Annotated in this window: 7 protein-coding genes, 14 tRNA genes and 3 rRNA genes; 20 read left to right on the top strand and 4 right to left on the bottom strand. The window is 46.5% G+C overall.

All coding sequences use genetic code 11. The annotated features are described in order from the left end of the window. Window positions 1-63: 63 nt before the first annotated feature. Window positions 64-1,212 carry an NAD(P)-dependent malic enzyme gene (locus AC4PGZ_RS09615; protein ID WP_492158401.1) on the bottom strand — a complete coding sequence of 383 codons (1,149 nt, stop codon included), beginning with the start codon at window positions 1,210-1,212 and terminating at the stop codon, window positions 64-66. Window positions 1,213-1,246: 34 nt separating this feature from the next. Next, window positions 1,247-1,882: a flavodoxin family protein gene (locus AC4PGZ_RS09610; RefSeq protein ID WP_492158400.1), complete on the bottom strand. Its 636-nt coding sequence runs from the start codon at window positions 1,880-1,882 to the stop codon at window positions 1,247-1,249. A gap of 239 nt (window positions 1,883-2,121) precedes the next feature. On the opposite strand from AC4PGZ_RS09610, the gene AC4PGZ_RS09605 reads away from it, so the two are divergent. Together AC4PGZ_RS09605 and AC4PGZ_RS09600 are read left to right on the top strand one after the other, a co-directional pair. Further along, entirely contained in the window at window positions 2,122-2,682 is a 561-nt protein-coding gene (locus AC4PGZ_RS09605; protein ID WP_492158399.1) for a helix-turn-helix domain-containing protein, read from the top strand. 71 nt (window positions 2,683-2,753) lie between these two features. Beyond that, the gene (locus AC4PGZ_RS09600; RefSeq protein ID WP_492158398.1) at window positions 2,754-4,904 is read left to right on the top strand and encodes a Tex family protein; all 2,151 of its coding nucleotides are present in this window, start codon (window positions 2,754-2,756) and stop codon (window positions 4,902-4,904) included. Window positions 4,905-4,993: 89 nt separating this feature from the next. On the opposite strand, the gene udk is transcribed toward AC4PGZ_RS09600, so the two are convergent. After that, window positions 4,994-5,647, bottom strand: coding sequence for a uridine kinase (gene udk / locus AC4PGZ_RS09595; RefSeq protein WP_492158397.1), 654 nt, complete (start codon window positions 5,645-5,647; stop codon window positions 4,994-4,996). 75 nt (window positions 5,648-5,722) lie between these two features. Next, window positions 5,723-6,622: a metallophosphoesterase family protein gene (locus AC4PGZ_RS09590; RefSeq protein WP_492158396.1), complete on the bottom strand. Its 900-nt coding sequence runs from the start codon at window positions 6,620-6,622 to the stop codon at window positions 5,723-5,725. 68 nt (window positions 6,623-6,690) lie between these two features. On the opposite strand from AC4PGZ_RS09590, the gene AC4PGZ_RS09585 reads away from it, so the two are divergent. From AC4PGZ_RS09585 to AC4PGZ_RS09500, 18 genes are all read left to right on the top strand, one after another. Then, window positions 6,691-7,905, top strand: a complete 1,215-nt coding sequence (locus tag AC4PGZ_RS09585) for a DNA recombination protein RmuC (protein ID WP_492158395.1) — start codon at window positions 6,691-6,693, stop codon at window positions 7,903-7,905. A 501-nt stretch (window positions 7,906-8,406) separates the two neighbouring features. Then, window positions 8,407-9,932: ribosomal RNA gene (locus tag AC4PGZ_RS09580) — 16S ribosomal RNA — on the top strand. 67 nt (window positions 9,933-9,999) lie between these two features. Continuing rightward, window positions 10,000-10,075, top strand: a tRNA-Ala gene (locus AC4PGZ_RS09575). Window positions 10,076-10,501: 426 nt separating this feature from the next. After that, window positions 10,502-13,405: ribosomal RNA gene (locus AC4PGZ_RS09570) — 23S ribosomal RNA — on the top strand. A gap of 71 nt (window positions 13,406-13,476) precedes the next feature. Continuing rightward, a 5S ribosomal RNA gene (gene rrf, locus AC4PGZ_RS09565) occupies window positions 13,477-13,593 on the top strand. Together the 16S, 23S and 5S rRNA genes with 14 tRNA genes alongside form the textbook arrangement of a ribosomal RNA operon. 5 nt (window positions 13,594-13,598) lie before the next feature. After that, window positions 13,599-13,673, top strand: a tRNA-Glu gene (locus tag AC4PGZ_RS09560). An 8-nt stretch (window positions 13,674-13,681) separates the two neighbouring features. Next, window positions 13,682-13,757, top strand: a tRNA-Val gene (locus AC4PGZ_RS09555). Between the two features lie 8 nt (window positions 13,758-13,765). Next, window positions 13,766-13,842: transfer RNA gene (locus AC4PGZ_RS09550), tRNA-Asp, on the top strand. A 29-nt stretch (window positions 13,843-13,871) separates the two neighbouring features. Then, window positions 13,872-13,946: transfer RNA gene (locus AC4PGZ_RS09545), tRNA-Thr, on the top strand. 17 nt (window positions 13,947-13,963) lie between these two features. Further along, window positions 13,964-14,048: transfer RNA gene (locus AC4PGZ_RS09540), tRNA-Tyr, on the top strand. Between the two features lie 49 nt (window positions 14,049-14,097). Then, a tRNA-Gly gene (locus tag AC4PGZ_RS09535) sits at window positions 14,098-14,171 on the top strand. Window positions 14,172-14,174: 3 nt separating this feature from the next. After that, window positions 14,175-14,250, top strand: a tRNA-Lys gene (locus AC4PGZ_RS09530). 28 nt (window positions 14,251-14,278) lie between these two features. After that, window positions 14,279-14,367 (top strand) — tRNA-Ser (locus AC4PGZ_RS09525). A 9-nt stretch (window positions 14,368-14,376) separates the two neighbouring features. After that, window positions 14,377-14,468: transfer RNA gene (locus AC4PGZ_RS09520), tRNA-Ser, on the top strand. A gap of 9 nt (window positions 14,469-14,477) precedes the next feature. Further along, a tRNA-Pro gene (locus AC4PGZ_RS09515) sits at window positions 14,478-14,554 on the top strand. 17 nt (window positions 14,555-14,571) lie between these two features. Further along, window positions 14,572-14,648, top strand: a tRNA-Ile gene (locus tag AC4PGZ_RS09510). A 7-nt stretch (window positions 14,649-14,655) separates the two neighbouring features. Beyond that, a tRNA-Trp gene (locus AC4PGZ_RS09505) sits at window positions 14,656-14,730 on the top strand. Window positions 14,731-14,789: 59 nt separating this feature from the next. Continuing rightward, a tRNA-Pro gene (locus AC4PGZ_RS09500) sits at window positions 14,790-14,866 on the top strand. The last annotated feature ends 24 nt before the right edge of the window (window positions 14,867-14,890 follow it).

The raw sequence follows: 14,890 nt of genomic DNA, 5'->3' as shown, positions 1-14,890 counted from the left end.
CATTCTCAGAAAATACTGAGATAACGACTCGTTTATTTTTACTGCTGCATTTTATATAAGCAATTATGCCTGGAGCGATTCTATAGCCTGCGCTATTGCAGGCACTACTGCTCTGTCAAGCGAGTTTGGAAGGATGTATGTCTTTGTGAGCTCGTCATCCTTTACGACTGAGGCTATGGCTCTGGCAGCGGCAAGTTTGATTTCTTCGGTGAATGCCTTCAGTCTCAGATCGAGTACCGCTCTGAATATGCCCGGAAAAACAAGAACGTTGTTTATCTGGTTGTCAAAGTCTGAGCGTCCTGTTCCCACTATGAATGCTCCGGCCTCAAGAGCATCCTGCGGAAGTATCTCAGGCACCGGATTGGCCATTGCGAATATTATCGGGTTGTTCATGCTTCTTACCATGTCCTTTGAAAGCATGTCGGCAGCGGACACTCCTATAAACAGGTCCTTGCCTTTTATTACGTCTGCAAGAGTTCCGCTTTCGCCGTTTAAGTTTGTCGTCTCAGCAATCGCAGCCTTTGATGAGTTCAGGTCCTGCCTGTCTCTGCTGATTGCTCCCTTTGTGTCGCAGAGGATCACGTTTTTTATGCCTGCGCTCTGAAGCAGCTTGCATATTGCGATTCCTGCAGCGCCGGCGCCGTTTATAACGCACTCTATATCTTCAATATTGCTTTTCCTCAGCTTGAGAGCATTTATAAGGGCTGCGAGCACGACTACTGCCGTTCCGTGCTGATCATCATGAAACACCGGGATGTCGAGCTCTTCGATAAGCCTTTTTTCAATCTCAAAGCATCTCGGAGCGGAAATATCTTCAAGGTTTATCCCTCCAAATACAGGAGCGAGCTGCTTTACTGCCTTTATTATCTCTTCGGTGTCCTGAGTATCGAGGCATATCGGGAAAGCGTCTACATCTCCGAATTCCTTGAAAAGTATGCATTTTCCTTCCATTACCGGTATTGCGGCCTTTGGGCCTATGTTTCCAAGTCCGAGCACTGCAGAGCCGTCACTTACAACTGCTACGAGATTTCCCTTTGAGGTATATCTGTAGACATCTTCCGGATTCTGGTGTATCCTGCGACATGGCTCAGCCACGCCAGGTGTATATGCTGTGCTCAGGTCATCCTTTGTCTTCAGTTCTATCTTGCTCTTAATAGCTATCTTTCCTTTGTTCTCTTCGTGCATCTTCAATGCTTCTTTATTAAAATCCATATCCTTCTCCCTGATTAATATACTTGCATTTATGTTATCTTACGAAATTCGTCATGATCTTTTTGCGTCCCTGAGGCGGTGGAACGGCTTCTCTTGAATATTCCAGAGACCTTAGCATCCATATCATGTTTTCACACATTACGTTAAGGATCTGAACGCCTTCTCCGTCCTCTTTTATTTCTCCAGGAGCTGCTCCGTGAATCACATTCCAGTAATTTGAAGCAGGGACTATCATTTCTGAAATCAGAAGATAGTGGTTGAGCTGATCAAATGTAGCCGTACCGCCTGAACGCCTTACTGCTACGAGAGATGATCCCACCTTATGTCTCATCATGTTTCCGTTGGCTCCGCATGTGTAGTAGAGCCTGTCGAGGAATGATTTCATGTTTCCTGCGATTCCTGAATAGTGGACAGGGGATGCCAGTATGACCCCGTCAGCATCCTTGACCTTCTGGATTGCTTCGTTTACGCTGTCTCCTTTTATTATGCATTCTTCATTTTTGTTTTTGAAGCACATGCCACAGCCCATGCATCCGGCAACAGGCTTCGTTCCGACATGAAATATCTCAAATTCTATACCTGCACTCTCGAATTGTTCTTTTGCAAGCTCGAGCGCTGAAGCTGTGTTTCCCATTTTGTGAGGACTTCCGTTGAACGCTATGACTTTCATGTTTTTTCTCCTTATTTTAGATTATTATTTTAACTCAGTTCATTATACCACAATTACAAACCTGTTAAATATAATGTTGAATATATTCAAAATACATTTATGTTGAAATATTAATGCCATAATATTGATACAAACTGAAAAAAAGTTTATAAAACAAGATATTTGTGTAAAAAGTATTAAATCTTTATCGATTCCGTGGTATAATCGTTATATAAACTTATTGAGAAAAGGGTGACTGTATGCTTGGAGAAAGAATTAGAAGTGTAAGAAAATCAAAGGGTTTTAAACTGGGAGATCTTGCCGAAATTACAGATTTGTCATCTAGTTACATATCACAACTTGAAAGAGGCCTTATAGAGCCGTCTCTGACGTCTCTGCGAAAAATCTCGAATGCGCTCAACATTCCTATATATCTTCTTATGGATGATGTTGCGAGAGAGAATCCTGTCGTAAGGAAGGATGAGAGAGTAAAGATGTTCTTTCCGAATTCGGCAGTTTCCTATGAACTCATGACATCTGTGGAAAGCGGAGAAAAAAATGGAGCCAAGATGCTCGCAGCAAAGTTCAGCCTGAGACCAAAGACTTCCGAATCCGATGAATATTCAATTCATGAGGCAGAGGAGATCCTGGTACTTGTAAAGGGAGAGCTTGAAGTGACTCTGGGCCAGGAGACATATCAGCTTAAGCCGGGAGACACTATATATATCCTGGGAAATGTGCCTCACAAGATAACAAATTACGGTGAGAGTTTTGCAGAAGGATATTACATAGTTTCACCACCTCAGATCAAGAATTTCTAAGAGATTTCATTTACAACGCTTTTCATCTGAAGGGCGTTGTTTACCGTTATGGACAAAGCGAAAGGGATAATATGGATATAAATAATATATTAAGAGAAGAATTCAAGCTCAGGAAAGAGCAGGTCGAAAGCGCAGTAATGCTCATTGACGAAGGAAAGACCATACCATTCATAGCGAGATACAGAAAAGAGCAGACGGGCGAGATGTCCGACGAGGTTCTGAGAGATTTCTTTGACAGGCTGAAATACCTCAGAAATCTCTGCGACAGAAAAGATGCTGTGCTTAAGTCGATAGAAGAACAGGGAAAGCTCTCTGAAGATATTCAACGAGCGCTCGAAATGGCAATGACAATGGTTGAGGTGGAAGATATATATGAGCCATATAAGAAGAAGCGAAGGACCAGAGCCAGCGCAGCAGCTGAAAAAGGGCTTGAGCCACTTGCATCAATCATTCTTGCGGGAAGCGGAGAGCATGAAGAAAGAGCGGTGCAGTTTATAAACGAGGATCTTGGGGTTGCTTCGGAAAAAGAAGCGCTTGACGGAGCCTGCGATATAATCGCCCAGATGATAGCAGATGACTTTGAGCTAAAGAGATTAATCAGGGACATAGTGAACAGGGAGTCCGTGATAGAGACTTCGCTTAAGAAGGATGCAGATCAGAAGGAGAATGCGCTTACCTATGCTATGTACTATGAATTCTCTGAGCCGGCAAGGACCATGCCGCCGCACAGGATACTTGCAATCGACAGAGGCGAAAAAGAGGACATACTGAAGGTAAAGATAAATCATAGCCAGGACAAGATTGAATCAACAGTAAAAAAGAAATATATAAGGACAAGGCATCATGAGGAAATTATGGCTGCAATAATAGAAGACTCTCTCAAGAGGCTTTTGCTTCCTTCTCTTGAAAGAGAGCTTAGGAGCGAGCTCAGCGAAAAAGCGGGAGAGAGAGCGATAAGCGTATTTGGAAAGAACCTGCACAACCTGCTCATGCAGAGTCCTCTTCCGGGAAAGGTAGTGCTTGGATGGGACCCGGCATTTCGTACCGGATGCAAGATAGCAGTAGTAGACGATACGGGAAGGCTCCTGGATACGGCTACGGTATATCCTACAAAGCCGCAGGAAAAGGTAGCTGAGACAAAAAAGACCATACTCTCAATGATAGACAGACACAGCGTGGATGTGATAGCGATAGGGAACGGTACGGCTTCAAGAGAGTCTGAAAAGATAGTCGCAGACATAATAAAAGACAGCAGCCGTGACGTGAAATACATCATAGTGAGCGAGGCGGGAGCCTCTGTGTATTCTGCCTCAAAGCTTGGAACTGAGGAGTTCCCTGACCTGAATGTATCCATCAGAGGCGCGGTATCCATCGCAAGAAGGGTAATAGACCCACTGGCAGAGCTGGTAAAGATAGATCCTGAGCATATCGGAGTCGGTCAGTATCAGCATGATGTAAATCAGGGCAGGCTCAAGGATACCCTTGGAGCAGTGGTGGAGTCGAGTGTCAACAGCGTAGGAGTAGATCTTAACACTGCCTCTGTGGCACTGCTTTCATATGTATCAGGGATAAGCGCTTCGATAGCGAAGAACATAATAGAGTACAGGGAAGACGCAGGAAGGTTCAGATCCAGAAAAGAGCTGCTCAAGGTGAAGCGCCTTGGAAACAGTGCCTTTGAGCAGTGCGCAGGATTCCTGAGGATAAAGGATGCACCGGAAGTGCTTGATAATACTGCGGTTCACCCGGAGAGCTATGATAAGGCAAGGCAGCTGATGAAGGAACTTGGCATAACGAGCCAGGAAATCATGAGTTCTTCAAAAGATGCGATAGAAAAGCTTGAATCAGCGGCAAACCGGGAGATGGCTCAGAAACTTGACGTCGGACTGCCTACGCTCAGAGATATAATCTCAGAGCTCAAGAAGCCGGGAAGAGACATAAGGGAATCTGTGAGCCCTGTAATACTCAAGTCAGATGTACTTGACATAGATGACCTTTCCATAGGCACGCAGCTTCAGGGCACAGTCAGGAATGTGGTCGACTTTGGAGCCTTCGTGGATATCGGGCTCAAGAATGACGGTCTTGTACATGTTTCAGAGCTCAGCAACAGCTATGTAAAAGATCCTATGTCAGTAGTTTCGGTAGGAGACATAGTCGATGTCAGAGTCATAGGAATAGACAGAGAAAGAAACAAGGTAAAGCTTTCCATGAAGAAACAGAAATAACGATACAAAAAAATACACCCTGCATTTCAGATGTCAATTTATTCTGAAACAGGGTGTATTTTCAATATAAAATATGAAATCATGAATGATTAGATATCTTGAATATATTCAGCCTGGAAATTCTTTGTGCGGTGAAGGATCGCATTTACTCTGTCTATTATCATGTGGAGAGCTACGGTGTTGTTGCCTCCCTTTGGTACGATTATGTCGGCATGCTTCTTCGTTGGTTGTATGAATTCGTCATGCATTGGCTTTACCGTGGTAAGGTACTGAGTTATGACAGAATCGAGAGAACGTCCTCTCTCCTTTACATCTCTTGTAAGCCTTCTTATGAATCTTATATCATCGTCAGCCTCTACGAAAATCTTTATGTCCATGAGGTCCGCCAGGTTTCTGTCTTCAAATATCAGGAGCCCTTCGACGATTATTATAGGAGACGGATTGACCCTTACAGTCTCCTCGAGTCTCGTATGGGTGACGAACGAATATTCAGGCCTGTCCACGGGAAGTCCCTGCTTGAGAGTGCTAAGGTGCTTTACCATCAGGTCTGTCTCAAAGGCCATCGGGTGGTCGTAATTCAGCTGCACTCTTTCTTCAAAGCTTATATCCTTATTATCCCTGTAGTAAAAATCGTGGGAAAGTATTATCGAGTTCAATATAGAATCTTTCAGGTTGTTCGCAAGAGTGGTCTTTCCGGAACCGGAGCCTCCTGCAACTCCTATGACAAAGGGGGTATTGTACATTCTTTGTGTTATGACCAGGGGCCATAATCTCCTTTCAGTTGGATTATTGAAAAAAATTATAACACAATAATCAAGCTATGTCATTAATCCGCGGTAAATTCCTGTCAGAATTTCTCGTATATACAGATCCTTGTCCAGCATATCGCTTTTTCTTGCAATTTCTGCCGCAAGCCGGTTGTCATAAGGGACGCGCACGAACGAGATAGTCAGTGGCGCAGGCGTTCTCGAATCGAACTCTCCTTCTATAACAAGATATGATGCAGTGGTTCCATCAAAAGGCTGGCCTACGCTCCCGAGGTTATAAATCTGCCTTCCCCTCAGCTGGCTTATCGCATTTGCATATTTTATGCTGAAGTCAGTAAAGTTTATACCAAGAAGCTCATGATATTCCTTGTACTTTCTCAGGAAATAGTCATCATCGAATACTACATGGTAGGTATGGTGGATATCCCCGTATATCGATATATCAGACATATCAGGATATCTGTAGCATCCGGGAACATCGTTGAACATGAACATCTCAAGAAGCGTGTTGAGATCTGAAAACTTGAAAACTCTCCTGTATACATTGAAGGGATGAGCATGGAATATCCTTATAAGGCGTCCGCTCATATATAGCTCTATTCCGTAATCGAGGGATTTAAAGTAGTCAAGGTGTTTTTCATCAAGCTGCCTCCTGTAAAACCGGATAGGATCTTCATCTATTCCTGAATTAAGAAGAAAATCTTCCCAGTTGCCGAGTATGGAGACATTGCATTTTTCCATTGAAAGGTCCACCACCTCTTTGGGGCTTGGGCCTTTTCCTATGAGGTCTCCAAGATTATATATGAGGTCGATGTTATTGTTATCGATATGCCTCAGCACTGCTTCAAATGCAGGCAGGTTTCCGTGTACGTCAGATAAAAGCGCAATTCTTATGTTGATCACCTCATTTGTAATAATCTTATTTTCTGTGTTATTCTGTGTTATAATCATTATACCACAAGTGAGAGAGCTCATAACAAAAAACACTGCATGAATAAAGGGCTCGCGAAAGGAACAATATGAACTGGACATACATAATGATAATCGGCGCAGCGGCGCTCAATCTTGTACTTCTTATAATACTGTTAAATAAAATATCGCAGATATCTTCCCGCGACACTCTGGGCTCGCTGGCTGAGCTGGCAGACGCCGAAAGGGAAAAGCAGCAGAAATATATGGCTGATGAATTCAGAAGCACCAGGATAGAGATCAATCAGGGGATAAGGTCAGCAATCGACAGCCAGAACAAGCTCATATCATTTAACACGATAGAGAATGAGCGAAGGCTTGAGGCAATAAGGATCACTATGGAAAACAGGCTGTCTTCCATTCAGAATGAAAACTCGATTCAGCTGGACAAGATGAGGGAGACCGTAGACGAGAAGCTCCAGAAGACTCTTGAATCAAGGATAAGCGAATCCTTCAAGATGGTAAGTGAAAGGCTTGAGCAGGTATACAAAGGACTTGGAGAGATGCAGACGCTCGCGAGCGGAGTAGGCGACCTCAAAAAGGTGCTTTCGAACGTGAAATCAAGAGGGGTGCTCGGAGAAATCCAGCTTGGCGCCATACTCGAGGAAATACTTACAAAAGAGCAGTATGAAGCAAATGTAGTAACGAAAAAGGGAAGCCAGAGCTTTGTGGAATATGCTATAAAGCTTCCGGGAGATTCAAGCCCTGTATACCTTCCGATAGATGCCAAGTTCCCGGCGGATGCATATTCAAAGCTGCTTGAATCATATGATTTGGGAGACCTGACGGAAATAGAGAGCAGCAAGAGCATACTTATAAAGAGGCTCAAATCCTTTGCAAAGGATATTCATGACAAATATATAGATCCGCCGAATACCACTGAGTTCGCCATAATGTTCCTTCCGTTCGAGGGGCTGTATGCAGAAGCAGTAAGGCTCGGGATGGTAGAAGAGCTCCAGAGGCTCTACAAAATTAATATAGCCGGACCTACTACCACGGCGGCTCTTCTCAACAGCCTTCAGATGGGGTTCAAGACTCTTGCTATACAGAAGCGCTCAAGTGAGGTATGGGACGTACTTGGAGCCGTAAAGACCGAATTCGACAAGTTCGAAACCGTACTTGAATCTGCCCAGAGCAGGATAGAACAGGCCAACAGCGAGCTCGACAAGCTCATAGGAGTAAGGACCAGACAGATAAAAAGAAAGCTCAAGGATGTCGAAGCCATAGAAAATCCGGATGCATTCATAGGTGAAGACACAGAGTGATATATGTAAATCGGGAATCAATGCAGAAAAAATCAAAAAAAATTGTTGACGGATTAAGTATGAGATGGTATATTAATATACGTCCTCAAAAACGGACTGACGGAAACACGAAGAAGTAAATGACAGCTTAATGAAAAAAGACCCATCGTCGAATGAGGCAGTTCGAAGCTTGAAGATGAAAAAAGTGTTGACAAAAAAGTTACAGAGTGATAGTATATAAAAGCACCGAAAAGCTCTCAGAGCCAAGCGGTCAGCCGGAAAACAGAATAAGATATTTTCAAAAAAATATTGACAAAGAAAACTTTCTGGAGTATACTAATAAAAGTCATCAAATGGTTACAGAAAATTCAAAAAATGAACCTTGAAAACTAAACAGCAGAATATACAAACCATTTAGATGAGAGCCTTCGGGTGATCATCAAAAAAGTAATAACCGTAATTTCATTTATGAGATAACGAAAAAAGATATGTCGGATGTTTAATCCGGCCAGTCAAACCATTAAATTTAAGAGTTTGATCCTGGCTCAGGATGAACGCTGGCGGCGTGCTTAACACATGCAAGTCGAGCGGAGCTCAAATGCGGATCCCCTTCGGGGGTGAAACATCTGAGCTTAGCGGCGGACGGGTGCGTAACGCGTGGGTAATCTGCCCTTGTCACCGGGATAACACATCGAAAGGTGTGCTAATACCGGATGAAATACAGACCTGGCATCGGGACTGTATCAAAGTCATGCGGACAAGGATGAGCCTGCGTCTGATTAGCTTGTTGGTGGGGTAAAAGCCTACCAAGGCGACGATCAGTAGCCGACCTGAGAGGGTGATCGGCCACACTGGAACTGAGACACGGTCCAGACTCCTACGGGAGGCAGCAGTGGGGAATATTGCACAATGGGCGCAAGCCTGATGCAGCAACGCCGCGTGAGTGATGAAGGCCTTCGGGTCGTAAAACTCTGTCCTAAGGGAAGATAATGACGGTACCTTAGGAGGAAGCCCCGGCTAACTACGTGCCAGCAGCCGCGGTAATACGTAGGGGGCAAGCGTTATCCGGAATTACTGGGCGTAAAGGGTGCGTAGGTGGCCTGACAAGTCAGGGGTCAAAGGCAACGGCTCAACCGTTGTAAGCCCTTGAAACTGTCGGGCTTGAGTTCAGGAGAGGAAAGCGGAATTCCTAGTGTAGCGGTGAAATGCGTAGATATTAGGAGGAACACCAGTGGCGAAGGCGGCTTTCTGGACTGATACTGACACTGAGGCACGAAAGCGTGGGGAGCAAACAGGATTAGATACCCTGGTAGTCCACGCCGTAAACGATGAGTACTAGGTGTCGGCCCTAAGGGTCGGTGCCGCAGTTAACACATTAAGTACTCCGCCTGGGAAGTACGCTCGCAAGAGTGAAACTCAAAGGAATTGACGGGGACCCGCACAAGTAGCGGAGCATGTGGTTTAATTCGAAGCAACGCGAAGAACCTTACCTAAGCTTGACATCCCTCTGAAAGCCCCTTAATCGGGGCCCCTCTTCGGAGCAGAGGTGACAGGTGGTGCATGGTTGTCGTCAGCTCGTGTCGTGAGATGTTGGGTTAAGTCCCGCAACGAGCGCAACCCTTGTCTTTAGTTGCCAGCAGCTTGGCTGGGCACTCTAGAGAGACTGCCGAGGATAACTCGGAGGAAGGTGGGGATGACGTCAAATCATCATGCCCCTTATGCTTAGGGCTACACACGTGCTACAATGGCTGTTACAAAGGGTTGCCAAGCCGCGAGGTGGAGCTAATCCCATAAAGACAGTCTAAGTTCGGATTGCAGGCTGAAACTCGCCTGCATGAAGCTGGAGTTACTAGTAATCGCAGATCAGAATGCTGCGGTGAATGCGTTCCCGGGTCTTGTACACACCGCCCGTCACACCACGGGAGTTGGGGGGGCCCAAAGTCAACTATCCAACCGTAAGGGGGAAGTTGCCTAAGGCAAAACCAATGACTGGGGTGAAGTCGTAACAAGGTAGCCGTATCGGAAGGTGCGGCTGGATCACCTCCTTTCTAGGGAGAAACTATTCTGCTGTTTAGTCTTGAGGGTTCATCTCTCAAATAATATTCAATGACCAGTGGGGGCTTAGCTCAGCTGGGAGAGCACCTGCCTTGCACGCAGGGGGTCAAGGGTTCGATCCCCTTAGTCTCCACCATTAAAACATTGAATATATTGTACCTTGAAAACTGCATACCAATTAAAAGAAACACATCTTTTAATTCCAGAATATAAATTACAGATGATACGCAAAGACGAAGAAAGAAATACAAATATACTAATCACCCTAAAAGTTGATAAAGTTATGTAGGTCTGAAATCCGTCGAAGGTAACACAAACTGTAATTTCATCGAGAAAAAAACAAAACAGTTAAAAATATCTATTATTTTTAACAACAATTCTTAAGTTGATTGCAAAATCATCAATAGATTTAAAGACGGCGAAAGCCGATTAAATAAACAGGCGAAAGATTTACAAGAAATCCGAGGCGTGGATTGAGCGACTGAGCGAGCGTACTGACGTACGTGAGTGAATGAGTGAAAGAACACAACAAAGGAGTTTGCAGTAAATGTGAAGCCGAATAGGTCAAGTTATTAAGAGCGTAAGGTGGATGCCTTGGCGCCAGGAGCCGATGAAGGACGTGGTAAGCTGCGATAAGCTTCGGGGAGGTGCAAGCAACCTTCGATCCGAAGATTTCCGAATGAGGAAACTCATACAGGGTAATGCCTGTATATCTCTGCATGAATACATAGTGCAGTGAGGGGAACCCGGAGAACTGAAACATCTAAGTACCCGGAGGAAAAGAAAGAAAACTCGATTCCCTAAGTAGCGGCGAGCGAAAGGGGAACAGCCTAAACCTGATCGGTTTTCCGGTCAGGGGTTTTGGACACCATCATGGAATAGAGGTATCATAGTAGAAGAGCTTTGGAAAGAGCCGCCGCAGAGGGTAACAGCCCCGTAAACGAAATGAGAAGACTTCCAGGTGTATCCAGAGTACCACGAGACACGTGAAACCTTGTGGGAAGATAGGGGGACCACCCCCTAAGGCTAAATACTACCTGGCGACCGATAGAGAATAGTACCGTGAGGGAAAGGTGAAAAGAACCCCGGGAGGGGAGTGAAATAGAACCTGAAACCTTATGCTTACAAGCTGTAGGAGCACGTTAATGTGTGACTGCGTACTTTTTGTAGAACGGGCCAACGAGTTGCGGTATTGAGCAAGGTTAAGGACTTCTGGTCCGAAGCCGTAGCGAAAGCGAGTCTTAACAGGGCGAAAGTTCAATGCTGCAGACCCGAAACCAGGCGACCTATCCATGGTCAGGTTGAAGTTTCCTTAATCGGAAATGGAGGACCGAACCCACGCACGTTGAAAAGTGCGGGGATGAACTGTGGATAGCGGTGAAATTCCAATCGAGCCTGGAGATAGCTGGTTCTCTCCGAAATAGCTTTAGGGCTAGCGTCGAGGTTAAGATTGCGGGAGGTAGAGCACTGAATGTCCTAGGGGCCCTTTGGGTTACCGAAGACTATCAAACTCCGAATGCCCGTACATCATACTCGGCAGTCAGACTATGGGTGATAAGGTCCATGGTCAAGAGGGTAACAGCCCAGACCGTCAGCTAAGGTCCCAAAATATATGTTAAGTGGAAAAGGATGTGGGATTGCACAGACAACCAGGATGTTGGCTTAGAAGCAGCCACTCATTTAAAGAGTGCGTAATAGCTCACTGGTCGAGTGGTCCCGCGCCGAAAATTACCGGGGCTCAAACATATTACCGAAGCTACGGATTCTCCGTAAGGAGAGTGGTAGGAGAGCGTCGTATACAGGCTGAAGCTGTACCGTAAGGAGCAGTGGACAGTATACGAGTGAGAATGTTGGCATGAGTAGCGAGATGGGGGTGAGAATCCCCCAGGCCGAAAACCCAAGGTTTCCTGAGGAAGGTTCGTCCTCTCAGGGTTAGTCGGGGCCTAAGCCGAGGCCGAAAGGCGTAGGTGATGGACAACGGGTGTAGATTCCCGTACCACCAAAGATCGTTTGAGCAATGGGGTGACACAGAAGGATAGCAGAAGCGCGCTGTTGGTTATGCGCGTCCAAGCGTCAAGGCAGTACCTGCAGGCAAATCCACAGGTACAATGCCAAGGCGTGACGGGGAGTGAAATTAAGTAACGAAGTCTGCGATTTCACGCTGTCAGGAAAAGCCTCTAGTTAGATCAAGGTGCCCGTACCGCAAACCGACACAGGTGGGTGAGGAGAGAATCCTAAGGCCAGCGAGAGAACTGTTGTTAAGGAACTCGGCAAAATTACCCCGTAACTTCGGGAGAAGGGGTGCCTGAGAAATCAGGCCGCAGAGAATAGGCCCAAGCGACTGTTTACCAAAAACATAGGTCTCTGCAAAACCGCAAGGTGAAGTATAGGGGCTGACGCCTGCCCGGTGCTGGAAGGTTAAGGGGATCTGTCAGAGCAATCGAAGCAGTGAACTTAAGCCCCAGTAAACGGCGGCCGTAACTATAACGGTCCTAAGGTAGCGAAATTCCTTGTCGGGTAAGTTCCGACCCGCACGAAAGGCGTAACGATTTGGGCACTGTCTCAACAACAGACTCGGTGAAATTGTAGTCCCGGTGAAGATGCCGGGTACCTGCGACAGGACGGAAAGACCCCATGGAGCTTTACTGTAGCTTAGCATTGAATTTAGGCAATACATGTACAGGATAGGTGGGAGGCTAAGAAGATGGGACGTCAGTCTCGTTGGAGCCGCCGTTGGGATACCACCCTTGTATTGTTTGAGTTCTAACCACGACGAGTGAATCCTCGTCTGGGACACTGCTTGGCGGGCAGTTTGACTGGGGCGGTCGCCTCCTAAAGAGTAACGGAGGCGCCCAAAGGTTCCCTCAGCACGGTCGGAAATCGTGCGAAGAGTGTAAAGGCAAAAGGGAGCTTGACTGCAAGACATACAGGTCGAGCAGGGACGAAAGTCGGGCTTAGTGATCCGGTGGTACCGAGTGGAAGGGCCATCGCTCAACGGATAAAAGCTACCCTGGGGATAACAGGCTGATCTCCCCCAAGAGTCCACATCGACGGGGAGGTTTGGCACCTCGATGTCGGCTCATCACATCCTGGGGCTGTAGTAGGTCCCAAGGGTTGGGCTGTTCGCCCATTAAAGTGGTACGCGAGCTGGGTTCAGAACGTCGTGAGACAGTTCGGTCCCTATCCGTCGCAGGCGTAGGAAATTTGAGAGGAGCTGACCTTAGTACGAGAGGACCGGGTTGGACGCACCTCTGGTGCACCAGTTGTCACGCCAGTGGCACAGCTGGATAGCTATGTGCGGAATGGATAAGTGCTGAAGGCATCTAAGCACGAAGCCACCCTTAAGATAAGATTTCCCATCCGTAAGGAGTAAGATCCCATGAAGACTACGTGGTTGATAGGCTCAAGGTGTAAGTGCAGTAATGTATGTAGCTTATGAGTACTAATAGATCGAGGACTTGACCAAAATTTACCTGGAAGAAAAAAGAAGCGAAGCTTTAGATTGGCATGCAGTTTTGATGGTACATCCATCAAGAATATGGTTGCAATAGAGTAGGAGATACACCTGTTCCCATTCCGAACACAGAAGTTAAGCCCTGCATCGCTGATAATACTTGGAGGGCAGCCTCCTGGGAAAGTAGGACGCAGCCAATTCAGATGGCCCCTTGGTCAAGCGGTCAAGACACCGCCCTTTCACGGCGGTAACAGGGGTTCGATTCCCCTAGGGGTCACCAATATTCCCGGGATCATAGCTCAGCTGGGAGAGCACCTGCCTTACAAGCAGGGGGTCACAGGTTCGAGCCCTGTTGGTCCCACCATATATTGCGGTCCGGTAGTTCAGATGGTTAGAATGCCAGCCTGTCACGCTGGAGGTCGAGGGTTCGAGCCCCTTCCGGATCGCCATTATATATCTGAAATAAAGTAAATCACATGCTGGCATGGCTCAACGGTAGAGCAGCTGACTTGTAATCAGCAGGTTGTAGGTTCGATTCCTATTGCCAGCTCCAAATTGAATATCTAATCTGGTGGAGTTCCCGAGTGGCCAAAGGGGGCAGACTGTAAATCTGTTAGCAACGCTTTCAGTGGTTCGAATCCACTCTCCACCACCAAATTTAACTTTATATGATGATAAAACTAATGTATATCAATTCTTAACTTGCGGGTGTAGCTCAGTGGTAGAGCCCCGGCCTTCCAAGCCGGTTGCGAGGGTTCGATCCCCTTCACCCGCTCCAGATGACCCATTAGCTCAGTCGGCAGAGCACCTGACTTTTAATCAGGGTGTCCCGCGTTCGAGTCGCGGATGGGTCACCATTTTATATTTTTATAATTATATATTCTTGGAGAGGTGTCCGAGCGGTTTAAGGAGCTGGTCTTGAAAATCAGTGACTCAGTAATGGGCCGTGGGTTCGAATCCCACCCTCTCCGCCAAGAAAATATGGAGAAGTACTCAAGTGGCTGAAGAGGCTCCCCTGCTAAGGGAGTAGGCCTGGTTAACGGGCGCGAGGGTTCAAATCCCTCCTTCTCCGCCATATTTTTTTCGAGGTGTAGCGCAGTTTGGTAGCGCACGTGGTTTGGGACCATGGGGCCGGGAGTTCGAGTCTCTCCACCTCGACCATTTTTTTTGATTAAAACGGGCCTATAGCTCAGGTGGTTAGAGCGCACGCCTGATAAGCGTGAGGTCGCTGGTTCGAGTCCAGCTAGGCCCACCAAATTTTTAGGGGTGTAGTTCAGTGGTAGAACGTCGGTCTCCAAAACCGAATGCCGTGGGTTCAAATCCTGCCACCCCTGCCATTATTTTCAGGATTCAGCAGTATACATATTGAGTAAATTTAAAGCTGGTTTAAAAAAATCGAGGTGTAGCGCAGTTTGGTAGCGCACGTGGTTTGGGACCATGGGGCCGGGAGTTCGAGTCTCTCCACCTCGACCATCTTTCATATTGTACTTATATATT

Source organism: Proteocatella sp. QWL-06, from assembly GCF_058684135.1.
Note: the sequence above shows the minus strand (reverse complement) of the source record. Positions and strands in the feature narration are given on the sequence as shown.